General features: G+C 69.7%; 21 protein-coding genes. 9 read left to right on the top strand and 12 right to left on the bottom strand.

Annotation, left to right across the window (positions count from 1 at the left end; translation table 11 throughout):
• The first annotated feature begins 32 nt into the window (after positions 1-32).
• Entirely contained in the window at positions 33-578 is a 546-nt protein-coding gene (gene yjgA / locus ACT9AS_RS09910; protein WP_445099973.1) for a ribosome biogenesis factor YjgA, read from the top strand.
• Between the two features lie 167 nt (positions 579-745).
• Here yjgA and tldD read toward each other — a convergent pair whose 3' ends face one another.
• The 4 genes from tldD to ACT9AS_RS09890 are packed head-to-tail and all read right to left on the bottom strand — an operon-like array spanning position 746 to position 8,234.
• Positions 746-2,188, bottom strand: a complete 1,443-nt coding sequence (gene tldD, locus ACT9AS_RS09905) for a metalloprotease TldD (protein WP_445099972.1) — start codon at positions 2,186-2,188, stop codon at positions 746-748.
• Between the two features lie 33 nt (positions 2,189-2,221).
• Complete coding sequence (locus tag ACT9AS_RS09900; RefSeq protein ID WP_445099971.1) at positions 2,222-6,139, bottom strand: YhdP family protein; 3,918 nt, start codon at positions 6,137-6,139, stop codon at positions 2,222-2,224.
• Positions 6,140-6,162: 23 nt separating this feature from the next.
• Positions 6,163-7,650: a ribonuclease G gene (gene rng / locus ACT9AS_RS09895; RefSeq protein WP_445099970.1), complete on the bottom strand. Its 1,488-nt coding sequence runs from the start codon at positions 7,648-7,650 to the stop codon at positions 6,163-6,165.
• A complete protein-coding gene (locus ACT9AS_RS09890; protein ID WP_445099969.1) occupies positions 7,647-8,234 on the bottom strand; it encodes a Maf family nucleotide pyrophosphatase in 588 nt (195 codons plus the stop codon). The genes rng and ACT9AS_RS09890 overlap by 4 nt, the downstream gene beginning before the upstream one ends.
• A 193-nt stretch (positions 8,235-8,427) precedes the next feature.
• Between ACT9AS_RS09890 and ACT9AS_RS09885 the strand changes: the two genes are divergently transcribed.
• The 3 genes from ACT9AS_RS09885 to ACT9AS_RS09875 all read left to right on the top strand — a co-directional run bounded on the left by ACT9AS_RS09885 (position 8,428) and on the right by ACT9AS_RS09875 (position 10,340).
• A complete protein-coding gene (locus tag ACT9AS_RS09885; RefSeq protein ID WP_445099968.1) occupies positions 8,428-9,189 on the top strand; it encodes an SIMPL domain-containing protein in 762 nt (253 codons plus the stop codon).
• A 4-nt stretch (positions 9,190-9,193) separates the two neighbouring features.
• The gene (locus tag ACT9AS_RS09880) at positions 9,194-9,379 is read left to right on the top strand and encodes a hypothetical protein (RefSeq protein WP_445099967.1); all 186 of its coding nucleotides are present in this window, start codon (positions 9,194-9,196) and stop codon (positions 9,377-9,379) included.
• A gap of 280 nt (positions 9,380-9,659) precedes the next feature.
• Positions 9,660-10,340, top strand: coding sequence for a TonB family protein (locus ACT9AS_RS09875; protein WP_445099966.1), 681 nt, complete (start codon positions 9,660-9,662; stop codon positions 10,338-10,340).
• Between the two features lie 49 nt (positions 10,341-10,389).
• Here the strand turns inward: ACT9AS_RS09875 and rlmH are convergent, their stop codons facing one another.
• The 6 genes from rlmH to leuS all read right to left on the bottom strand — a co-directional run bounded on the left by rlmH (position 10,390) and on the right by leuS (position 16,787).
• Entirely contained in the window at positions 10,390-10,860 is a 471-nt protein-coding gene (rlmH, locus tag ACT9AS_RS09870) for a 23S rRNA (pseudouridine(1915)-N(3))-methyltransferase RlmH (protein WP_445099965.1), read from the bottom strand.
• A gap of 99 nt (positions 10,861-10,959) precedes the next feature.
• Entirely contained in the window at positions 10,960-11,403 is a 444-nt protein-coding gene (gene rsfS, locus ACT9AS_RS09865; protein ID WP_445099964.1) for a ribosome silencing factor, read from the bottom strand.
• A gap of 50 nt (positions 11,404-11,453) precedes the next feature.
• Entirely contained in the window at positions 11,454-12,119 is a 666-nt protein-coding gene (nadD, locus tag ACT9AS_RS09860) for a nicotinate-nucleotide adenylyltransferase (RefSeq protein ID WP_445100351.1), read from the bottom strand.
• 1 nt (position 12,120) lies between these two features.
• Positions 12,121-13,179: a DNA polymerase III subunit delta gene (gene holA / locus ACT9AS_RS09855; protein ID WP_445099963.1), complete on the bottom strand. Its 1,059-nt coding sequence runs from the start codon at positions 13,177-13,179 to the stop codon at positions 12,121-12,123.
• Position 13,180: 1 nt separating this feature from the next.
• Positions 13,181-13,912 carry an LPS assembly lipoprotein LptE gene (locus ACT9AS_RS09850; protein ID WP_445099962.1) on the bottom strand — a complete coding sequence of 244 codons (732 nt, stop codon included), beginning with the start codon at positions 13,910-13,912 and terminating at the stop codon, positions 13,181-13,183.
• 94 nt (positions 13,913-14,006) lie between these two features.
• Positions 14,007-16,787: a leucine--tRNA ligase gene (leuS, locus tag ACT9AS_RS09845; RefSeq protein WP_445099961.1), complete on the bottom strand. Its 2,781-nt coding sequence runs from the start codon at positions 16,785-16,787 to the stop codon at positions 14,007-14,009.
• A 166-nt stretch (positions 16,788-16,953) separates the two neighbouring features.
• Here leuS and ACT9AS_RS09840 point away from each other — a divergent pair, with 166 nt between their 5' ends.
• Complete coding sequence (locus tag ACT9AS_RS09840) at positions 16,954-17,868, top strand: ATP-binding cassette domain-containing protein (RefSeq protein WP_445099960.1); 915 nt, start codon at positions 16,954-16,956, stop codon at positions 17,866-17,868.
• Positions 17,865-18,626, top strand: coding sequence for an ABC transporter permease (locus ACT9AS_RS09835; RefSeq protein ID WP_445099959.1), 762 nt, complete (start codon positions 17,865-17,867; stop codon positions 18,624-18,626). The genes ACT9AS_RS09840 and ACT9AS_RS09835 overlap by 4 nt, the downstream gene beginning before the upstream one ends.
• A 57-nt stretch (positions 18,627-18,683) precedes the next feature.
• Here ACT9AS_RS09835 and ACT9AS_RS09830 read toward each other — a convergent pair whose 3' ends face one another.
• Both ACT9AS_RS09830 and ACT9AS_RS09825 read right to left on the bottom strand, forming a co-directional pair.
• Entirely contained in the window at positions 18,684-18,929 is a 246-nt protein-coding gene (locus tag ACT9AS_RS09830) for a helix-turn-helix domain-containing protein (RefSeq protein WP_445099958.1), read from the bottom strand.
• Position 18,930: 1 nt separating this feature from the next.
• Positions 18,931-19,563: a hypothetical protein gene (locus ACT9AS_RS09825; protein WP_445099957.1), complete on the bottom strand. Its 633-nt coding sequence runs from the start codon at positions 19,561-19,563 to the stop codon at positions 18,931-18,933.
• 147 nt (positions 19,564-19,710) lie between these two features.
• Here ACT9AS_RS09825 and trxA point away from each other — a divergent pair, with 147 nt between their 5' ends.
• The 3 genes from trxA (at position 19,711) to ACT9AS_RS09810 (ending at position 23,355) form a co-directional block, all read left to right on the top strand.
• Positions 19,711-20,586, top strand: coding sequence for a thioredoxin (gene trxA, locus ACT9AS_RS09820; protein WP_445099956.1), 876 nt, complete (start codon positions 19,711-19,713; stop codon positions 20,584-20,586).
• 124 nt (positions 20,587-20,710) lie between these two features.
• Complete coding sequence (locus ACT9AS_RS09815) at positions 20,711-21,196, top strand: DUF4442 domain-containing protein (protein ID WP_445099955.1); 486 nt, start codon at positions 20,711-20,713, stop codon at positions 21,194-21,196.
• Between the two features lie 137 nt (positions 21,197-21,333).
• Complete coding sequence (locus ACT9AS_RS09810; RefSeq protein ID WP_445099954.1) at positions 21,334-23,355, top strand: protein kinase domain-containing protein; 2,022 nt, start codon at positions 21,334-21,336, stop codon at positions 23,353-23,355.
• Positions 23,356-23,360: the final 5 nt, after the last annotated feature.

Below are 23,360 nucleotides of genomic sequence, written 5' to 3'. Positions count from 1 at the left end.
CCTTGCAAGACGAAATGACGTGGATGTTGACGATGCGTGGCAGAGACGAGGAAACCGGCGAGTTCCATGACGACAGCCGCAGCCGGAAGCGCCGCGATGCGCTGGAAGTGCTGGAACTGGGGCAGAAACTGGTGGCCCTGACCGATGCCCAGCTGGCGAAGCTGCCGGTGCCCGAGGCGCTGCTGCCGCACATCCGCGAGAGCCGCCGGATCACCTCGCATATCGCCCACAAGCGGCAGCTGGCGTTCCTGGCCAAGCAGATGCGGCGCGAGGACGACGAGGTGCTGGAGGCGATCCGCGATGCGCTCGACGAGAAGGGCGAGGCCGCGCGACGCGAGGTCGCGGCGATGCACCGGGTCGAGGCCTGGCGCGACCGCCTGCTGGCCGAGGGCGACGTGGCGCTGGCGGAACTGATCGAGCAGTACCCGGACGCCGACCGCCAGGGCCTGCGCCAGCTGGTGCGCAACACGCTGGAGGAGCGCAAGCGCAACAAGCCGCCGCGGGCGTTCCGGGAGTTGTTCCGGCAGTTGCGGGAGTTGATGGTGGGTGGCGCGGAGCCGGCAGACGGCGCGGAATAGCTCCCTCTCCCGCTTGCGGGAGAGGGCTGGGGTGAGGGCACGCGGAGTAGCAGGTTGCGTCGCAAGCGTTGTGTCTCTTGCCCTCATCCGCCCTTCGGGCACCTTCTCCCGCAAGCGGGAGAAGGGAAAAGCAGGAGCCGCCAGCGACTCGGAAGGCGCGCCGACATTCACGCCTGGGTGCCGCCCACCGTGATGCCGTCGATCAGCAGCGACGGCTGGCCGACGCCGACCGGTACGCTCTGGCCGTCCTTGCCGCAGACGCCGACGCCTTCGTCGAGGGCGAGATCGTGGCCGATCATGCGGACCTTCTGCATGGTCTCCGGGCCGTTGCCGATCAAGGTCGCGCCCTTGACCGGCGCGGTGACCTTGCCGTCCTCGATCAGGTAGGCCTCGGTCGCCGAGAACACGTACTTGCCGCTGGTGATGTCGACCTGGCCGCCGCCGAAGTTGACCGCGTACAGGCCCTTCTTGACCGAGCGGATCATCTCTTCCGGGTCGTGCTTGCCGGCCAGCATGTAGGTGTTGGTCATGCGCGGCATCGGCAGGTGCGCGAACGACTCTCGACGGCCGTTGCCGGTCGGCTTCATGCCCATCAGCCGGGCGTTGAGCGAGTCCTGCATGTAGCCGACCAGCACGCCGTCCTCGATCAGGGTGGTGCATTCGGTCGGCTGGCCCTCGTCGTCGACGTTGAGCGAGCCGCGCCGTCCGGGAAGCGTGCCGTCGTCGACGATGGTGACGCCGGGCGAGGCGACCCGCTGGCCCATGCGGCCGGCGTAGGTGCTGGTGCCCTTGCGGTTGAAGTCGCCTTCGAGGCCGTGGCCGACCGCCTCGTGCAGCAACACGCCGGGCCAGCCGTTGCCGAGCACGACCGGCATCACCCCGGCCGGCGCGTCGACCGCGTCGAGGTTGACCAGCGCCTGCCGCAACGCCTCGCGGCCCCAGGCCTCGGGCTTGCCGTCGGCGAACAGCTCGGCGTAGCTGTAACGCCCGCCGCCGCCGGTATAGCCGGATTCGCGGCGGCCGTTCTGCTCGACGATGACCTGCACGTTGAAGCGCACCAGTGGCCGCACGTCGGCGGCGAGCACGCCGTCGCTGCGCGCGACCAGCACGGTGTCGACGCCGCCCGACAGGCTCACCATCACCTGCTTGACCCGCGGGTCGGCGGCGCGCAGCAGCTTGTCGATCCGTCGCAGCGACTCGACTTTTTCCTCGTTGCCCAGCGAGTCGATCGGGTCGTCGCTCGGGTACAGCGAACGGCCGTTGCCGCGCACCAGCGCCTGCGTGGCCAGGCTGTTGCCGTCGCGCGCGATCGCCCGCGCCGACTTCGAGGCGGCGATCAGCGCGTCACCGTTGATCTCGTCGGAATAGGCGAAGCCGGTCTTCTCGCCGCTGATCGCGCGCACGCCGACGCCCTGCTCGATCGAGTGCGCACCGTCGCGGACGATGCCGTCCTCGACCGTCCAGCTCTCGCGGCGGGCGTGCTGGAAATACAGGTCGCCGAAATCGACACCGGGCCCGAGCAGGGTGCCGAAGGTGCGTTCCAGGCCGTCGGTGTCGAGGCCGGCGGGAAGCAGCAGGCGGGATTCGGCGAGTTGCAGCGGTAGGGTCATGGGGCAGCCGTGTCGGACGAAAGGGTGGTGGCGCTATCCCGACGATATGCGGGCATTGGCGGGGGCTTCAACCGGCTGGTTTGGGGCTGGATCCGCCGCCGGTCGCCGCCCCTGTTCGCGGCTGATCACCTCGACCTTGGGCTCGGCCCACGGCCCGGTGACCTTGTAGGTCCGCGCGGTGATCAGGCCCAGCGGTTTCTGCAGCACCGCGTTGGCCGCGGCGCCGATCGCCGCGCCGACCGGTCCGGCGGCAATCGCACCGACCGCGGTCAGCAGGTTGCCGGCCTTCGGCACGACCTCGACGGTCTGGTTGAAGGTTTCGTCGCGCAGGTTGGCGGCACCGCGGATGCTGATCTCGGCGGCCGGCCCGTCGATGCGCAGATCGTCGCTGCGCGCACTGCCGTCGGCGAACCGGATCGCGCCGGTGACCGCGTTGAACGCGAAGCCCTTGGAGAAGAAGTCGCGGAAGTCCAGCGACAGCCTTCGCGGCAGCTCGGCGATGCTGAGCAGGCCGAGCACGCGGCCGGCACCGGGTTCGACTTCCAGCAAACGGCCGTCGCGCGCGTTCACCGTCAGGCTGCCATCGAGTCCGGCGACGTGGAAATCGGCCGGACTGCCCGTCCACCCCGCATCGAGCCGCGCCTCGCCCTCGCCACCGGCAAGCCGCCCGCCGTAACCGAATCCGTCGAGCAGGCTGCCGAAATCCCTGCTGGCGATGGTCGCCAGAAGCCGCGTGCGCGCCGCCGTGCCGCGACCGGTCCAGCTGCCGCTGACGTCGATCGACTGGTCCGGCGCGCGCGCGGTGAACTGTTCGACCTGCAGTCCGGCCGGCGTCGGCCGGGTGCGCAACTTGGCGCTGCCGAGGCGGGCGTCGATGATGCGCAGGTCGTCGATGTCGAACGCCAGCGGCGGGATCGCGGCGGGGTCGATGGCGTCGGCGTCCGCGACCTGCGGCGGCGCGCCGGCCGTCGGGGTCGAGCCGGTCCCGACCTGCGCCGTGGCAGCGGTCGACTCCGCTGCCGGACCGGCCGCCGACCTCCAGTGGACCCGCTCGAATTTCCCGGAGATCGCCGCGCTGCGGGCCGCAGGCACGCGCAACTGGCCCTGCAACGCATCGCCTTCCGCGCGCACCGCGGTCGCGCCGCCATCGGCGGGCACCACCAGCAGCCGGGTGTCGGGAAACACGCCGCCCAGCAGTTGCAGGCGCCGCGCGGTCACGTCGATCCGCTGCAACGGCAGCTTCGCCGTGCCGTCCCCGCCCCCCTGCACCAGGCTGATCCATTCCATCGCATCGAGTTTGTCGGCGTGGCCACTGGCGACCAGCCCGGAGGCCGGCGCCGGCTGGTCCACCCGGTCGCCGCCCAGGGCGATGCGGACACCGGTGCGCCCGCCGGCGGAACGCGCACGCAACGCGAGCAGGTTGCCCAATCCGACCTCGACATCGCCGCTGCCCATCGGCAACGGGGTATCGACGGTGGCCGCGAGTGCCGCAGGCGCCGGTTTGCTCAAAGGTTCCGGCAGGGTCAACGCGGTGCCGACCAGGTCGGAGCGCATTCGCAGACGCGCGACCTGTGCGCCCGCACTCCCCGACTTCGGCACCATCACCCCGACATCCCAGCGCGAGCGGCCGTCGAGGTGCGGCTTGAGCCATGCAAGGTCGGGCGCGCGGTCGATCAGCGCGTCGGCATCGAAATCCGCCTGCATGCCGGCCTCGAAAGCGTTGCCGCCCGCGCGCACGTGGCCCTGCCCCGCGCGCAGGCTCAACGTGCCGGGGCGGCCATCGTGGCGCACCTGCAACCGGTCGGCGTGGAAGCCGTGACGATCGTAGTCGATGCGACCGCCGACCTGGTCGAAGGCGAGGTCCCAGCGCGGATCGGCCAGGCTCGCGTTGTTGAGCCCGACATCGCCGTCGATCGCCATGGTCGCGCCCGCGTGCAACGGCAACCAGAGGTTGAAGTCGACATCCGCCAGGCCACTGGCGCGCAGGCTGTCGAAGGTCTCCGGTTGCATGTCGCGCAGCGGGCTTTCGCGCAACACCGCCAGCAGTCCGGTCAGGTCGCCGCTACCCTCGGCCTGCACGGTCAGCGCGCCGTCGCGGTAGTGGTCGATCGCACCGCGCATGCGTTGGATGTCGACGTCGCCGAGCGTGCCGGTGCCCTCGATGCTGAAACCGTTGCCGACGAAGCTGGCATCGACGTCGACGTTCTGCGCGGCCGGCCAGTCGGGCTGGAAACGCAGGGTCGCGTCGACGATGTGCCCGGCCGCCTCGAAGCGGCCGTCGTTGTCGTCGAACGGCCAGTCGTCGAGATCGCCGACCACCAGCGCGCGTCCATCCGTCAACGTGCCGGCGACCAGCGCGGTGTCCAGCCAGTCGATCAGCTTGTCCGACATCCGGTTGCGGACCCAGAACCCCTTCGCGACCGGCAGCGCGGTGTCGTCGAGGGTGGTGGCGATATCGATCCACGGGCGGCTGCCATCGCCCTGCCACCACAGCCCGCCCCGCGCGTTGGCGCCGAAGCCGTCGCCGTCGATCGCCAACGCCGCGGTGCCGATGCGCCAGCCTGCGCCGTCGCGCCAGCCATTGACGTCGCCATCGAGGGTGACGGCATGGACCACCCCGAAGCCGCTGGGCCAGTCGAACGCGACCGTGTGCCCCGGATCGAGCTGCAGGCGGAAGCCGTCGGCGTCGCCATCGAACTCACCGGCAAGCCCATGCAGCCCAGGCGAGTCGCCAACGGGGTCGAACCCCAGCGCCTCGATACGCGCGCTTGCGTGCATGGCACCGCCACGCGTGCCGCTGACCGCGATGTCCTGCAACGTGGCGCGCGGTTGCGCCTGGCGTATCCACCGGCGCAACCCGGGGGAGAGGCGATCGCTGAGCGCGGCGACGCCGAGCAATGGCGCGACGTCGACCCGCGGCGCGCTCACCGCGTAGTGGGTACCGCCGGCCAGCAGCAGGCCGTCCATGACGTGGCGGCTGCCGCCGCTGTCGATCCGCAGGACGGGCGCATCGACGCGCCAACCGCCATCGACCAGCGCCCAGCGCGCGCGCGATTCGACTTTTGCGAACTGCGTCCGCGGCGCCAATGCGGCCGGACTCTCCGGAGTTCCGCGCAATACCAGCTGGTCCAGTGCGGCATCGACGGTGACGGCGGATACGCGGTTGCCTTCAAGCGTCGCCCACGCCTCGGCGCGCCCCGTACCGGCATCGACCGACACCCCAGCGAGGTGCAGCAGTGTCGACCACTGACCCAGGTCGACCTTGCGCGCGCCGGCATAGACCTCGCCGTCGCCGCTGTCGCGATCGAGGTCGAGCATCGCGTCGACCGGCTGCGCGACCACGCCGTGCGCGACTTCCGGCCACGCCCGCACGCCCGCACGGACACGGCTGCCGCTGACCTGCAGGCGCAGGTCGATCCGCGGGATCTGTGCGTCGATGCCGAGCCGGGGCGCGATGACCGCCAGCTTGCCGTCGATCACCTGCAACTCACCCAGTCCTTCCAGCGATTCGAACGGGTCGACGCCGGTCTTCTGCTGCCCGGGCAGGCCGCGCACCTGCCAACGGCCGTCGGCGATGCGTTCGAGGGTCAGGTCGAGTCCGCGCAGGCGCAGTTCCGAGAACGGCGTGCCCGGCAGCAGGCCGGCGTAGATCGACACCAGCATCTCGGTGTCGCCGACGGTGAACGCCTTGTCGCCCTCGCCGATGCGCAGGTTGTCGAGTTGCAGCAGCGGGCCGCGACGGGTCCATTCGGTCTCGACCCGGTCGAACGCGATGGTGCGGCCGGCACGCTGGCTCAGCCAGACGGCGACCGCATCCGGGTTGCGCTCGGCCAGCGGCAGCACCTGGCTGGCCACGCCGAGCACGAGCGCCACCAGCACCAGCGCGATCGCGATGGTGTAAGCCAGGCCGCGGCGGGCCTGGCGCAGGCGGCGGCGCGTCGGGGTCGGCACGTCAGCCCGCCCTCGCGCGTCCTTCAGAGCAGCACGACATCGAACTGCTCCTGCGCGTACTGGTCGTCGGGCTGGAACTGGATCGACTTGCCGAGGAACTCTTCCAGCTCCGCCACCGCCGCCGACTCCTCGTCGGTGATGCGCGCGACCACCTTCGGCGACGCCATCACCAGCAAACGCTCGGCATCGAACTGCCGGACCTGGCGCACGATCTCGCGGAAAATCTCGTAGGTCACCGTCTCCGGCGTCTTGAGCATGCCGCGACCGCTGCACTGCTGGCAGGGCTCGCTGAGCTGGTGTTCGAGGCTCTCCGTGGTGCGCTTGCGGGTCATCTCGACCAGCCCGAGCGGCGAGAAGTCGTAGACCGTGGTCTTGGCGTGGTCTCGCGCCAGCGATTTCTCCAGCTGGCGCAGCACCTGGCGCCGGTGCTCGACATCCACCATGTCGATGAAGTCGATGATGATGATGCCGCCCAGGTTGCGCAGCCGCAGTTGCCGCGCGACCGACTGCGCCGCCTCCAGGTTGGTGCGGTAGACGGTTTCCTCCTGGTTGCGCTGGCCGAGGAACGAGCCGGTGTTGACGTCGACCGTGGTCATCGCCTCGGTCTGGTCGATCACCAGGTAGCCGCCGGATTTCAGCGGGACCTGCCGGGCCAGTGCGCGCTGGATCTCGTCCTCGACCCCGTACATGTCGAAGATCGGACGCGCGCCGGCGTAGTGCTCGATCTTCTCGTCGAGACCGGGCATGTACTGGGCGGCGAACACGCGCAGGCGCTCGCAGGTCTCGCGCGAGTCGATCCGGACTTTTTCGACATCGCGCCGCATCAGGTCGCGCACCGCGCGCAACGGCAGGCTGAGGTCTTCGTACACGCGCTCGCCCACCCGGGCATCGCGCGAGCCGTTGGCGATCAGCGCCCAGGCCCGCCCGAGGTAACCGATGTCCTCGGCCAGCGCCTCGGCCGGCTGCGACTCGGCATTGGTGCGGACGATGTAGCCGTGCTGGTCGCCGTCCGGGGCCAATGCGGCGACGTGCCCTTTCAGGCGCGCGCGCTCGGCCTCGTCCTCGATCCGCGCCGACACGCCGATCACCCGCGTGCGCGGCAGCAGCACCAGGTAGCGCGACGGGATGCTGAGCTGGGTGGTGAGCCGCGCACCCTTGCTGCCGATCGGATCCTTCACCACCTGCACGATGATTTCCTCGCCATCGCGCAGCAGCTCGGCGATCGGCCGGGTCGGCGTCGGCGGCAGCGGCGCTTCGTCACCGTCGCCATTGCCCACCGACGGCGGCTTGAAGATGTCGGCCGCATGCAGGAAGGCCGCGCGCTCCAGCCCGATGTCGACGAACGCCGCCTGCATCCCCGGCATTACGCGCTGCACGCGGCCCTTGTAGATGTTGCCGACCACGCCGCGGCGCCAGCCACGCTCGATGTGCAGCTCCTGCAACATGCCGTTCTCGACCACCGCGACGCGGGTCTCGCGCGGGGTGACGTTGATCAGGATCTCCTCGCTCACGCGGCCCCCTTGGCCAGCGAACCCAGGCCAAACCCCGCCAGCAACCGCGCGGTCTCGTGCAGCGGGAGCCCCATCACGCCCGAATAACTGCCGTCGAGCCGGGTGACGAACACTTCCGCGCCACCCTGGATCGCATAGCCGCCGGCCTTGCCGAACGGCTCGCCACTGGCGACGTAGGCGTCGATCGTGGCGTCGTCGAGCTCGGCGAAGGTGACTTTCGATACCGACACCGCCTGCAGCTCGCGCCCCGGGGATACCAGCGAGACCGCCGATATCACTTCGTGGGTGCGTCCCGACAATCGCCGCAGCATCGATGCCGCATCGGCGGCATCGGCCGGCTTGCCGAACACCTCGTCGTCGAGCACCACCTCGGTGTCCGAGCCCAGCACCAGCGCCGACGGATTGGCCACGACCGACAGCAGCCCCGCGCCGGCCTTCTCGCGCGCCACCCGGCAGACATAGTCACGTGGCGGTTCGCCGGGCTGGCGGTGCTCGGGGATATCGATCTCGAGAACGCCGAAGTCGAGGCCGAGCCGGCCCAGCAGTTCGCGGCGTCGAGGTGATTTCGAGGCGAGATAGAGCATCACGATCCAATGGCGGGAGGGCGGCCGCCGCGCAAGCCCCAGCCAGCGCGCCCCAGCGATCGCCCAGACGCCGGAAAGCATACCCTGCGGTGACTGAGCGCCAGCCGACGACGATCGCGTAACCCCGACCGGGCTCACGGTTCGTTCACCCCTTTGCAACAGACTCTTCCCCATCGATACCAAGGAGTTATCCATGCTTCGGACGCTGTCCCGTTCCGCCCTGCCCCGCACCGTGCTGCGCCCGCTCGCACTGGCCACCGCCCTCGCCTTCGGAGCCGCCGCCATGACCGCCAACGCCCAGACCGTCCCCGCTCCCATTTCCAGCAACGGCACGCTGCTGTCGGTATCGGCCCATGCCGAAGTGCAGCGGGTCCCCGATATCGCCCATCTCTCGACCGGCGTGGTCACCCGCGCGGCGGATGCGAAGGCCGCGATGCAGGCCAACGCCGAGCAGATGAACAAGGTGGTCGCGGCGATCCATGGCGCCGGCATCGCCGAGCGCGACGTGCAGACCAGCGGCGTCAACCTCAACCCGCAGTACAACTACGCCGACAACCAACCGCCGACCATCACCGGCTACGAGGCCCGCAACACGGTCGACGTCACCGTGCGCGACATCGGCAAGCTCGGCGGGATCATGGACGTGCTGGTCGGGGTCGGCGCCAACCAGATCCACGGCCCCAGCTTCGAGGTCGACGACAAGGAGTCGGCCTACGACGAAGCCCGCCGCGGAGCAATCGAGAAGGCCCAGGCCCGTGCGGCGATGTACGCCAAGACCCTGGGCATGAAGGTGCGCCGCATCGTCAGCATCAGCGAGGGCAATGGCGGCTTCAGCCCACCGGTGCCGATGATGGCGATGGCGCGGATGGAAAAGGCCGGCGCCGACACCTCGATTTCGCCGGGCGAGAACACCTTGTCGGTTGACCTCGATGTCGTGTTCGAACTTGGGAGGTAACCCCATGGCAACGCACAAGTCAGCCCCACCCGCGCCTGACCCCAAGGCCGGCGAGAACCCCGGCTACGCCGAACCCAGACCACGTGACAAGGATGACGCCCGGCAGCCGGACCCGCGGAAGAAGCCCAACCCCGACGAGGGCGGCATGGAGCGCGAGCCGGAACGCGACCCCGGCGCGGCGGACGACTGAAACCCGGAGCATTCCGGCCTCGGCGATTCCACCGAGCCACATCGAGCAGATCCAGGGCCCGCGAAATGCGGGCCCTGTTTTTGGGCGTGACTTTCCGGGAGCGACCGCCCGTCCGTCCGGAGGCGCCGTTCTTCGGCCAGGGATTGCCGTACCAGTGCGTATGGGAGCAGCTTGGATTCGTGGGCGCAAACCACAGGCGTGGGGCCATGCCCTCACCGGCAACCCCACTCCCGGCGTCCGCGCGTTGGTCACTACAACGGCAGACAACAGGAGGTGGACCATGCAACACGCACTGTCTTCCCGCTTCGGCGGCGTTGTTGGCGAGCAGGGCCTGGACCCGGGACGGATCATCGCCAGCGCCGGCGCGCTCGCGATCCACGTGGTGGTACTGCTGTTGCTGCTGGTCCCTGCGAAGCTGCCGCCGCTGGCACCGGAGGCCGTGCGCCTGCCGGACATACGCATCATTCCACGCAGGCAGCCGGTGCCTGTGGTTCCGGTGCCGGTGGAAGTCGCGCCACCCACGGCGATTCCTGATCCGAAGCCGGTTGCGGCGACGCCGGCACCGCCCGTCGAGGCGCCGCAGCCGACGGTGGCGCCGCAGCCAATGGACATCCCGGTTGCACCTGCGTTGCCGGTCGCGACCACTCCTGCGGTCGAACCGGCCAGCCAGCCCACCACCATGACCGGCGCCACCCTGCGCTATGCCGCGGCGTCGCCGCCGCCTTACCCGGTCCGTGCGCTGCGCGCGGGCGCCGAAGGCACGGTGCTGCTGGAGGTGCTGGTGGATACCGATGGCCAGCCGCTGGAGGTGACCATCGCCCGCAGCAGCGGCCATCGCGAACTCGACCGCGCGGCCCTGCGCCATGTGCTCGAGCACTGGAGGTTCCAGCCTGCGATGCGGGATGGCCATGCGGTGCGGGCGATCGGCCTGGTGCCGATCAGCTTCGCGCTGCGGCGTTGACCGGACGCTTCGCCGCGGCAGTCGCCGCGGCGAAGCATCGGCCTGCATGTCAGGCCCGGTGGTACGGGTGGTTCGCCAGCAGTGCGGCGGCGCGATACAGCTGCTCCGCGGCCACCAGCCGGACCAGCATGTGCGGCAGCGTCAGCGGCCCCAGCGACCAGGACTCGTCGGCGCGTGCCAGCACGTCGTCGGCGTGGCCTTCCGGCCCACCGATCAGCAACGCCAGGTCGCGGCCCTGGCCGCGCCAATGTTCAAGCCGCTGCGCCAGTTGCTCCGAACTCCACGGCTTGCCGCGCCCGTCGAGGGTCACCACCAGCGGCGACTTCGGCAGCGCCGCCAGCACCCGTGCGCCTTCATCCGCGGTCGCGCGGGCAATGTCACGGTTCTTGCCGCGCAGGCCGGGCTCGACTTCGACCAGTTCAAGCGGCAGCCAGTGCGACAGGCGCTTGCGATAGTCCTCGAAGCCCTCGGCCACCCAGCGCGGCGCGCGTTCGCCGACCGCAATCAGTTTCGCCTTCATCCGGGCATGGTATCGGGTTGCGCAGCGCGGCCGTGGCAGCCAGACGAAAACGGCGCCCTGGGGCGCCGTGATCGGACATGCGCGAAGCGCCGGTAAAGGCTAGAGCCCGTCCTCGGCGTCGGTCTCGCCGCGGTGGTCGTCGCCGTACTCGTCGATCCCCTCCGGCGGCTCGTCGCCAACAGTCCACAGCCGCTCCAGCGCATAGAACTCGCGCACCCGCGGCAGCATGACGTGGACCACGACATCGCCAAGGTCGACCAGCACCCACTCGGCCTCGCGCTCACCCTCGACACCCAGCGGCATCACGTCGAGCTTCTTGGCGAACCGGACCACCTCGTCGGCAATCGACTTGACGTGGCGCGACGACGTGCCGGAGGCGATCACCATGTAATCGGTGACGCTGCTCTTGCCGCGCACGTCGATTTCGACGGTGTCCTTTGCCTTGAGTTCGGCAACCGCATCGCGCACTGCCTTGAGCAGTTCATCGACGGAAGGCGGCGGGCTCGGCAGGCGGGTCTTGATGACTTGGGCTTGACTGGTCAAAGGCTGGCTCGGTGTGGGGTGGGACATGCATGGGGGCACGCCGGGGAGAATTATAGCGAAGCCGGCGGCGGCGCCCCGGCCCCGTACAGGTTGTGGCGCTCGATATAGGCGGCGACGGCCGGCGGGACAAGTTCGCCCCAGGGCCGCCCATCGGCGATCCGGCGGCGCACGTCGGTCGCCGACTCGGGCTGCAGGGGCTGCCGCAGGCGCAGCACCCGGCCGGCCGGGAGCGCATGCAGCGAGGCGGCCGAGTCGGCCCAACGCCCCGCGAGGAAGCCCTGCAGCGGTTCCGGCAACGGGTCGTCGATGGTCGAACCGGGGCGCTCGGCGACGATGAAATGGGTGACGTCGAACAAAGCCTGCCAGTCCTTCCAGTTGGGCAGGTCGAGCAGGCTGTCGGCGCCGATCAGCAGTGCCACCAGCGCATCGGGGCCGGATTCGTCGCGGATCCCGCGCACGGTATCGATGCTGTACGAGCGGCCATCGCGCTGCAGTTCGCGTCGATCGACCGCCAACCCGCGCTCGCCGGCCACGGCCAGGTCGAGCATCCGCGCCCGGTGCACCGCGCTCGCCCCGGGAGTGTCGCGATGCGGCGGATCGGCCGCCGGCATCAGCCGGACGGTTGCATCCAGCGCATCGCGGGCGTGGCGGGCGACCGCCAGGTGACCGTCGTGGACGGGATCGAAGGTGCCGCCGTAGAACACCCGCAACTGCATCTCACGCGACCCGGGCACGGGCCAGCAACCTCAATGCGCGTGGCTCGGCGACGGCCAGCAACAGGCGCTCCAGCGCCAGCCACGGATCCATCGGCTCCTCGCCGGGGCGTCCGCGGCCCTTGGACAAGCGATCGACCCGCCCGGCCTGCGACACGAACGCGTCCCAGCGCGGCGCCGGGTGCCGCTTCAGCGCGCGCTGGTACATCGGCTGCTTGGAGTCCCAGATCCGCCGGGCCTTGAACTCGGCGCCAAGATTGCCGCCGCGCGCGGTCACCCGCGCCAGTGCGGCCAGGACCTGCAGCTCCTTGACCACCATCCCGAGCAAGGCCGGCACCACTTCGCCCTCGGCACGCAGGCCGGCGAGCATGCGCGAGACCTGGTCGGCGTGGCCGTTCATCGCCGCGTCCATCACCCGGAACACGTCGAAGCGGGCGGCGTCGGCGACCAGCGATTCCATCGTCGCCGCGTCGATGCTGGCGCCGTCGGACAGCAGTACGAGCTTGTCGATCTCCTGCGCGGCGGCGAGCAGGTTGCCGTCGACCCGTTCCGCCAGTTGCTGCACCGCATCGTGATCGGCGCGCAGGCCGCGGGTGCGCAGGCGCTGTTCGATCCAGCCGGGCAGTTCGTGCGGCTTGACCGTCCACGCCACGCTGACCCGGCCGACGCGGCCGATCGCCTCGCTCCACTTGCCGCCGTGCTTCCTGCTCCACTCGCCGGCCGTGACCAGCAGGACCACGTCCGCCGGAGGATCGGCGCAGAAATCCAGGATCACCGCGCTGCCGTCCTTGCCGGGCTTGCCGGTCGGCAGGCGCAGCTCGACCAGGCGCCGGCTGGCGAACAGGCTGGGCGCGCGGAAGCTGGCCTGCATCGCGTCCCAGTCGGGCTCGCGGCTGCCCTCGGCGTCGAACACTTCGCGTTCGGCAATGCCCTGCGCGCGGGCCGCGGCACGTACTGCGTCGGCGGCTTCGAGCACGCGCAGCGGTTCGGGCCCGGCGATCAGGTAGGCCGGTTGCAGCCCGGAGTCGAGCTGGGCGACCAGCTGTTCCGGCTTCAGTTCCATCTCAGCGGGGCTGGCCGGGCGTGGGCTCGACGGGGTGTTCGGCGGGATCGGTCGTGGAGGCCGGCTCTTCGTCGTTCGTGGGCGCGTCGTTTGCCGGCACGTCAGTGGCAGGCGCCTCGACCCCGGCCGGTTCCGCCGGCAGCGGAGCCATCGACTCGGCCGCTTCCATCGCGGCCTGCGCGGCATCGGTCAACTCGATGAACACCTCGTCCGAACCGCCGACCAAGGTGCCGCCACTGGCCGCCGCATCGATCCGGCGCAGCACCGAAGCGGTCATCTCCCGGCGCATCTCGCGGACCAGGGTGTCGCGCTCGCCCTCGGTACCGATCGAGTTGGTCGGGATCGAGATGTAGGCGCGCGCGAGCTCGATGCTCTGCCGCGGCACCAGCACCGTGCCGTCGCCGTTGCGCAGCTCGAACAGCACCGCGTAACGCAGGTTGAACTCCTGCGCGCGACCGCGCTCGTCGACGCTGATCGGGGTGTCGCCCCACTTCTCGACGATGACGTCCAGCACCGCCGGGCTCTCCGTGTCGGGCGTGGCGGGCTCGGCGCCGGCGCGGGTCAGCGCCATCGCCAGCGATTCCGCCAGCGGGCTGTAGCGGTCGCTCGAAACCACCTTCACCGGGTCCAGGTCCGCCGGCAACGTCAGCGCGTCGCGCAACTGGAAGCCGCATGCGGACAATCCCAGCAGCAATGCCAGGGCGAGGACGAGGGACAGCGGATGTCGGATCATCGGGGGAGTCTGTACGAGGCGGGAGACCGCATCAAGCGCGAAAGCGACGGCAGGCTGAACCGGCACGGCCGCGGCAGCCCGCCCGGCGTGGCGATCAGCCCGCCACGATATTGACGATCTTGCCCGGCACCACGATGACCTTGCGCACGCTCATGCCGTCGAGGAACTTCGCCACATGCGGTTCGGCCAGCGCCAGTCGCTCGGCCTCCGCTTTGTCGATGTTCACCGGCACCTCGATCGTACCGCGCAGCTTGCCGTTGACCTGCACCGCCAGGGTCACCGCGTCGCGCGCCAGCGCGGCCGGGTCGGCGACCGGGAACGGCACGTCCTCCAGCAGCGTCTCCGGGTGGCCCAGCGCCTGCCACAACGCGTGGCTGACGTGCGGGGTCACCGGGTTCAGCAGCAGCACCATGGTCTGCAGCACCTCGTGGCGTACCGCGCGGCCCGGATCGCTCATGTCGGTGAACTTCGACACGTGGTTGAGCAGCTCCATCAGGGATGCGATCGCGGTGTTGAACGCGTGGCGGCGACCGTAGTCGTCGCCGACCTTCTGGATGGTCTCGTGCAGCTGCCGGCGCAGTGTCTTCTGTGCGGCATCGAGCGTCGTACCGCCCTTCAGCAGCTCGCCGACCTCGGGATGGTCCGGCTGCGACACATGGGTCGTGACCTCGCGCCAGAACCGGCGCAGGAACCGGGCCATGCCGTCGACGCCGGACTCGTTCCACTCCAGCGACAGCTCCGGCGGCGCGGCGAACATCGAGAACAGCCGCACGGTGTCCGCGCCGTAGCGCTCGACCATCGTCCGCGGATCGACGCCATTGTTCTTCGACTTCGACATCTTTTCGGTGCCGCCGATCACCACCGGCTTGCCGTCGGCCTTGAGCGTGGCGCCGGTGATGCGGCCCTTCTCGTCGCGGACGATCTCGACATCGGCCGGGTTGATCCAGTCCTTGGCGCCGTTGTCGCCGTCGCGGTAGAACGTCTCGGCGATCACCATGCCCTGGGTCAGCAGGTTGCGCGCCGGCTCGTCGCTGTCGACCAGGCCCTGGTCGCGCAGCAGCTTGTGGTAGAAGCGGAAATACAGCAGGTGCAGGATCGCGTGCTCGATGCCGCCGATGTACTGGTCGACCGGCAGCCAGTGGTTGGCGCGCGCGTCGACCTGGGTGTCGGCACCGGGCGAGGTGTAGCGCGCGTAGTACCAGCTCGACTCCATGAAGGTGTCGAAGGTGTCGGTCTCGCGCTCGGCCGGACCGGAACAGGTCGGGCAGATGGTCTTGCGCCATTCCGGATCGGCCTTGATCGGCGAGCCGGTGCCCATGAACTCGACGTCCTCGGGCAGCACCACCGGCAGCTGGTCCTCGGGCACCGGCACCGCGCCGCACTTGTCGCAGTAGATCACCGGGATCGGGCAACCCCAGTAGCGCTGGCGGCTGACGCCCCAGTCGCGCAGGCGGTAGTTGACCTTGCGCGCGCCGCGGCCTTCGGCTTCGAACCGTTGCGCCAGCGCGTCGAACGCCTGCTGGAAATCCATGCCGTCCAACTCGCCGGAATTGACCAGCCAGCCGCGCTCGGTGAACGCACCCTCCTCGGCCAGCCGCTGCTGGAACTCCTGGACCACCTGCACCGCGGCGCCGGTGTCGTAGGCGTCGGTCGCGCGCGACTCGCCCAGGGCGGCGCCCATCGGGTCGGCATGCGCGCCGAGGTCGCGCCGGATCTCCTCCAGCGCATCGCGCACCGCGTTGGGCACGACCACGGTGGCGATCGGCAACCGGTAGTGGCTGGCGAACTCCCAGTCGCGCTGGTCGTGGCCGGGCACCGCCATCACCGCACCGGTGCCGTAGCTCATCAGCACGAAGTTGGCGACGTACACCGGCACTTCTTCGCCGCTGACCGGATGCAGCGCGCGCAGGCCGGTGTCCATGCCGCGCTTTTCCTGGGTCTCCAGTTCGGCCTCGGTGACGCCGCCCTTCTTCAGGTCGGCGATGAATGCGGCCAGATCCTGGTTGTCGCGCGCGGCATGTGTCGCCAGCGGATGTTCGGCGGCGATCGACACGAAGGTCACGCCCATCAGCGTGTCCGGACGGGTGGTGTAGACCGTCACCGGCTCCAGCGCGGCGCCGTCGACATCACGCACGTCGAAGCGGATCTCCAACCCTTCCGAACGGCCGATCCAGTTGCGCTGCATCGTCTTGACCGCGTCGGGCCAGCCATCGAGCGTGTCGAGGCCGTCGAGCAGCTCCTGCGCGTAGTCGGTGATCTTGAGGAACCACTGCGGGATCTCGCGCTTCTCGACCAGCGCACCGGTGCGCCAGCCGCGGCCGTCGATCACCTGCTCGTTGGCCAGCACGGTCTGGTCGACCGGGTCCCAGTTGACCACCGAGTTCCTGCGATAGGCCAGGCCCTGCTTCATCAGGCGTACGAACATGCGCTGCTCGTGCACGTAGTACGACGGCTGGCAGGTGGCGAACTCGCGCGACCAGTCGATCGCGTAGCCCATCGCCTGCAGCTGCTGCTTCATGTGGGCGATGTTGGCGTAGGTCCACTGCGCCGGCGCGGTCCTGTGCTTGATCGCGGCGTTCTCGGCCGGCAGGCCGAACGCGTCCCAGCCCATCGGCTGCAGCACGTTGTGGCCGGTCATTCTTTTATGGCGGCTGATGACGTCGCTGATCGTGTAGTTGCGCACATGGCCCATGTGCAGCGCACCGGACGGGTACGGCAGCATCGACAGGCAGAAGTACTTGGGCTTGGCGGAGGCCTCGTCGACCTCGAACGCCCGGGTGCCATTCCAGAACTGCTGCGCGGCCGCCTCCACGGCTTGCGGGTCGAACGCCCGCGGGTCGGTGGAGGTCGGATCGGTGGCGGCTTCAGTGGACACGGCGGCAGCGCTGCAGGGAGGGACCGGCAAGCCTACCGCAGCGCACAAAAGCCCGCCATGCGGGGCGAGCACCCGGCACCTGCCCCCCGCCATGGTGCACAACGGCACATGTCCGCCCGCGCCTCCAGTCGCAGCCTGTACCGAATCCGACAAGGAGCAATCCGGCATGACGCTATCCATATACACCCGCGACCTGACCCGCCTGTTTCCCGGCGGTTTCGGCGTCTCCACGTTGGACCTGGCGGTACCGGGCGGTGCGGTCTACGGTTTCCTCGGCCCCAACGGCGCCGGCAAGTCCACCACCATCCGCCTGCTGCTGGGGCTGTTGCGACCCGACCGGGGCCAGATCGAATTGCATGGTCAACCGTTGACCGCGGACCGCCGCGGCGCGCTCGCCCAGGTCGGTGCGCTGGTCGAATCGCCCTCGCTGTACCCGCACCTGACCGGCCGCCAGAACCTTGAAGTCACCCGCCGCCTGCTTGGCACGGCGCGCGCGCAGGTCGACGAGGCGCTCGACATCACCGGCATGCGCGATGCCGCCGGCCGTCCGGTCCGGGAGTACTCGCTCGGCATGCGCCAGCGACTGGCGATCTCGCTGGCCCTGCTCAGCCGGCCGCGACTGCTGATCCTGGACGAACCGGCCAACGGGCTCGACCCCGCCGGCATCCACGACATGCGACGCCTGCTGCGCTCGCTCGCCAGCGACCATGGGATCACCGTGTTCGTCTCCAGCCACCAGCTCGGCGAGGTCGAACAGGTGGCCAACCAGGTGGGCGTGCTGCATCGCGGCCGGCTTCGGTTCCAAGGCAGCCTCGACGACCTGCGCGCCCGCTACCCGGCCACCGTGCAGTTGTGCTGCGACGACATCGCGCGTGCCGCCACGCTGCTGTCGCAGGCCGGCGAACGCGTCGACCTGCACGGCCCCACCGGCCTGAGCGTGCGCCTGGGACATCGTGCGGAAGCCGAACTCAACCGCCTGCTGGTCGAAGCCGGGCTGGCGGTTTCACACCTGGTCCGCGAGCAGCCTGCGCTGGAGCAGTTGTTCTTCGACATGACCACTGAAGCGGAGGTGGCGGCATGAGCGCACTGATGCGGACATTGTCGGCCGAGTCGCTGAAGCTCCGCGGCACCTTGGCGCTGTGGATGTGCCTGATTGCACCTGCGACGGTCGTGGGACTGACGGTGTTGCAGGTGGCTTTCGCCGACCTGGGCGACAAGATCCCACCGCCACCTGCCGAAGCTTGGCATCGCCTCGCGCTGGGGATGATGACGCTGTGGGCATTCCTGATGCTGCCGCTGTTCGTGACCCTGGAAGCGGCGCTGCTGGCCGGACTGGAACATGCCAACCACCGCTGGCGGCACCTGCTGGCGCTGCCGCTGCCACGCAGCAACCATTACCTGGGCAAGGTGATTGCCCTGCTCGTGCTGGTGGCCCTGGCGCTGGTGGCATTGCTGCTGCTGATCCCGCTCGGCGGTTGGGTGCTGGCCTGGCTGCAACCGAAGCTAGGCATCGCCGGGCCGCCGCCGTGGGCATTCATCGCCGGCCGGCTGGGCGCCTGCCTGGTCGCCAGCATGCTGGTCGTCGCGCTGCAGACGTGGATCGCGCTGCGCTGGCGCAGCTTCACGGTGGCGGTCGCCAGCGGCATGGTCGCCACCGTCGGCGGCTTCCTGATCGGCCAGTCGGCACGTTTCGGGCACTGGTACCCCTGGTCGGCGCCATCGCAGGTGCTGGCGGGCGGCGGCGTGCATACCGACCACGTCATGCTGCTGGGGCTGCTCGGCGGCTTCGTCGTCACCCTGCTGATGTTGTGGGACCTGCTGCGCCGGGACATCGATTGACGGGGCTGCCACGCGCTCGCCCTCCCGTCCTCAACGGCGCATTTGCGCGAATGCCCACTACGAGCGGGGCGCGTCATCCACCGCGGCCTTCCAGTGGAATACCTGTTCGACGCCGACGCCGAACGTCCGCGCTATCCGGAACGCGAGTTCCAGCGACGGCGCGTACCTGCCCGCCTCCAGCGCGAGGATCGTCTGCCGGGTCACCCCGCAGGCCGCCGCGAGCGCCTGCTGGGTCATCTCGCCATGCTCGAAGCGCAGGCGCCGGATCTCGTTGCCGATCGGCGTGGCGGAACCGGGCTTCACATCAGGACCTGTCGCGCAGGTACAGCACGGCCTTGGCCGCGTGTTCGAACAGGCACGCCACCATCAGGCTCAGCACCAGCAGGTTGCCGATCATGAAGTGGGTCGCCCACTCCAGCCGGTCCGCCGGCGAGAAGCCCAGCACCAGCGCCAACGCGACCACGTAGCTGGTCATCGCCCCGTAGCCCCAGCCCGAAGCCTGCCGGGTGATCTGGCGATCGCGCTCGTCCTCCTCGACCTCGCCCTGCCAGCGCGACCGCAACACGCTCGACAGAATGGTCCACGCGATCAGCAGCATCACCAGGTTGCGGCCAATGCGATTGGCATCCGGATTATCGAACGGCCCCGCGGCAGCGAACACCTGCACATGCGCGAGGAAGTAGGTGATCGCCACCACCATGAAGCCCAGGCCGATCCACGCCTTCCATTCGCCGGGCGATACCACCGCCTGCTCGCCACCCTCCCGCGGCATCCGTGAAATCGCGTACAGCGCCGCCCAGGTGGTCGTGATCAGCAACACCATGCCGGCATTGCCGGTATCGATTCCCAGCAACCGGTCCGGCCCGGCCACCAGCAGCCACGTCGCCAGCCCCGCCACGGCCAGCAGGCCGACCCATGTTGCGCGTCCAATTGCCATGATGTATCCCCTGCCAGACAAAATGTAAAAAATAATTTACCTTCCGGCCTTCCATGACGTCAAGTATTTTTTACATACACCCGGCGATTTTCTTGGATTCGCCCGCCTGCGGCACCATGTCCGGCGAATCGCCACACGGAAGCCACCATGACTGCTGACGCCGCCAAGCCCCACGTACTCGACGCCACCGCCGACAACTTCGAGGCCGAGGTCCTGCAGAAGTCACTGCAGACGCCAGTGCTGGTCGACTTCTGGGCCGAGTGGTGCGGGCCGTGCAAGCAACTCGGGCCGGTGCTGGAGAAGCTGGCGGGCGACTACAACGGCGCGTTCGTGCTGGCCAAGGTCGATGCCGACAAGGAACAGCAGCTGGCCGGCGCGTTCCAGGTGCGCTCGATCCCGACCGTGTTCCTGGTCAAGGACGGCCAGATCGCCGACGGCTTCCCTGGCGTGCTGCCGGAAGGCCAGATCCGCGAGTTCCTCAAGCACCACGGCATCGAGCCGGGCGAACCGGCGCCGGCCACCGAAGCCGTCGAGGCCGACACCATTCCGACCGATCCGCATGCCGAAGTCGTGCGCCTGCGCCAGGCGGTGGCCGAAACCCCCGACCAGGACGAGCTCAAGCTCGACCTCGCCCTCGCGCTGCTGCAGACCGGCGCGGCGGCCGAGGCCGAGACCCTGCTCGACGCCCTGCCCGCCAACCTCGCCACCGACGACCGCAGCGTCCAGGCGCGCGCGCGGTTGGGCTTCATCGCCCAGGCCGCGACCGCACCGTCGGTGGAGGCCCTGCAGCAGGCGATCGCGGCCGACCCGGGCGACCTGCGGGCACGGCACCAGCTCGGGGTCCGGCAGATCGCCGAAGGCCAACCCGAGGCCGGACTGGAGCAGTTCATCGAAATGCTGAGTCGCGACCGCGACTTCGATGACGGCCTGCCGCGCAAGGCGCTGATCGACGCGTTCCGCATCATCGACGACGCCGCGCTGGTCAGCCGCTACCGCCGCAAAATGTCGTCACTGTTGTTCTAGGCGCGCCGCGGCTTTCTGTAGGAGCGACGTGAGTCGCGATTTCCTCGCTCCGCCGAGGTCGCCGTGAAATCGCGACTCACGTCGCTCCTACATGGATACGCATGCGTATGGCAAACTCGGGGACATGAACCCGACCCTGCTCCGCCACGGCCTGAACCTGTGGCCGCCCTTCCTCTTCAGCGGCATCCACGTCTCCGCCATCAGCGACGACTATCGCCACGCCCGCGTCGAGTTGCGCATGCGCCCGTGGAACCGCAACTACGTCGGCACCCACTTCGGCGGCAGCCTGTTCGCGATGACCGACCCGTTCTGGATGCTGCTGGCAATGCAGGCGATCGGTCCCGACTACGTGGTGTGGGACAAGGCCGGCACGATCGAGTTCGTCAAGCCCGGCCGCGGCACCGTGCACGCACGCTTCGACCTCGACGACGCGGTGCTCGACGACCTGCGCGCGGCCACCGCCGGCGGCGACAAGGCACTGCGCTGGTTCGACACCGAAATTCTGGATGAACAGGGCGAAGTGGTCGCACGCGTGCGCAAACAGCTCTACGTGAGGCTGAAACCGCGGGTCCGCAACGCGGGCGAGGCATCCGTCCGCGGCTCCGACTGACCCCCAGCGTCACTTCTACCGACGACTTCCCGACCGGCTTCACGATTCCCCTCGCAATAGCGCCTGCGGCGTCGCCCATCCGATTCACCCTGCAGCCCGGCGGGGGTATGCTCGTCGTCCGCGACAGGGGGGCCGCGATGTCTTTCCCGCTGAACAACGACACGACCACCACGCCCTTGCCCGAGATCAAGGGCTACCGGCTGCTGCGCGTGATCAACCACGGCGGGATGTCGACGGTGTACCTGGCCGAGCAGCTCGACCTCGGGCGCGAAGTCGCGATCAAGGTCATGGCGAGCCAGGCGCTGTCGGACGAAGTGAGCCGGCGCCGGTTCGAGAACGAGGTGCGCACCATCGCGCGCCTCGAACACGCCCACGTCGTGCGCATCCACGAACTCGGCCGCACCCGCGACGGCCTGCCCTACTACGCGATGCCCTACCTCGCGCGCGGCCACCTCGGCCAGCGCAGCTTCCAGCTGGAGGATGGCGGAGGAACCGACGAGCCGCGCGTCGTCGAGACCCTGCGCGCATTGCTGTCGGCGCTGCAGTACGCGCATGGCCACGGCGTCGTCCACCGCGACGTCAAGGCCGAGAACGTGCTGTTCGACGACACCGAGCGTCCGTTGCTGGCCGACTTCGGCATCGCCCTGCGGCGCGGCTTTGGACCGCGCGTGACAGCGGCCGGGCTGGCGGTCGGCAGCACCGCCTACATGGCGCCGGAGCAGGCACGCGGCGAGGACGTCGACGGACGCGCCGACCTCTACAGCCTCGGCGTGCTGGCCTGGGAAATGCTGGCCGGCCATCTGCCCTACCAGGCCGCCGACGCGCTTTCGATGGCGGTCATGCACGCACAGGACCCGATCCCGAAACTGCCGGCGCGGCTGCGCCACTGGCAGCGCTTCATGAACCGCGCGCTGGCCAAGCACCCCGGCGAGCGCTTCCACGACGTCGCGCAGATGTCGGCCATGCTGGACCTGGTCGAGCGGCGCCGCAGCTGGCCGCGCCTGGTCCAGTGGCGCGACCGCATCCTCGCCCCGCTGCAACGCGTCCCGCGGGCGGCCTGGGCGGGCACGATCGTGCTGGCTGCGCTCGCTGGCGGCGGCATGCTGCTGGCCGGTGGCGACCGCGAAGGCAACGGCTTCTTCCGTGCCGGCACGCCCGCGATCGCCGAAGCCCCGCCCCCCGATCCGATCGCCTCGATGATGCAGCCGCTGCCGGAGGCACCGCTGCAGATCGCATTGGCCGATGCGCGCCGGCAGATCACCCAGCGCAACCTCACCGCCCCGGCCGACGACAACGCGATGGAAAGCGTGTTGCGCGCCTACGAAGCCGACCCCGGAAACACCGAGGTCGGCCACGTGGTCGACGAGCTGACCGGCGCACTCGGCGCCGAGATGATCGCCAGCCTCGGCAAGCGCCGCGACACCCAGGCGCGGGAATACTTCGACCACATCGGCCGGCTCGGCGACCAGACCGCCAGCACCGACAGCCCGGTGCGGCTCCAGCTTGCGAAGGACACCACCAGGGCGTTGCAGGAACGCATGGAGCAAGCCGCCCGCGACTTCGACCAGAAGCAGGCCGCCGCGGTGATCGCGCTGGCTGGCGCGCTCGGTGTTCCAGACGATGCCACGCGCCAGTTGCAGGCACGCGCCGACGCCATTCCCGAGCGCGGCGAGGCATTGCCCGGCGATCCGGCCGGCAGCGTGCTCGGCAAGGACGGCACCGCGATGAGCCGCAAGCCGGTGAGCCGCGACGAGTACGCACGTTTCGCTACCCTTACCAGCCGTGAACCCACGCGTTGCCGCGAGCGCGCCTCGCTGCTGCGCGTGCTGTCGCCCCGCAACTGGCGCGACCCCGGCTTCGGCCAGGGCGAGAACGAACCGGTGGTCTGCGTATCGCTGCGCGACGCCGAGGCCTACGCGCAGTGGTACAGCCGCCAGACCGGCCACGAATACCGGTTGCCCAGCACCGCCGAATCACGCCAGCTCGCACCGGAAATCAGCGGCCGCGACCTGTCGCTGTGGCTGCGCGACTGCGGCGCCGACTGCAACCAGCGCAAGGTCATCGGTACCTCCTGGCGCTCCCGCGAAACCACCCAGCGCCTGCTGGATGCCGAGCGCGGCTACGACGACGTCGGCTTCCGCCTGGTCCGCGAGTTGTAGCGCCC

The organism is Lysobacter sp. F60174L2 (assembly GCF_052547135.1).
This window is presented reverse-complemented; position numbering and strand designations above follow the sequence as displayed.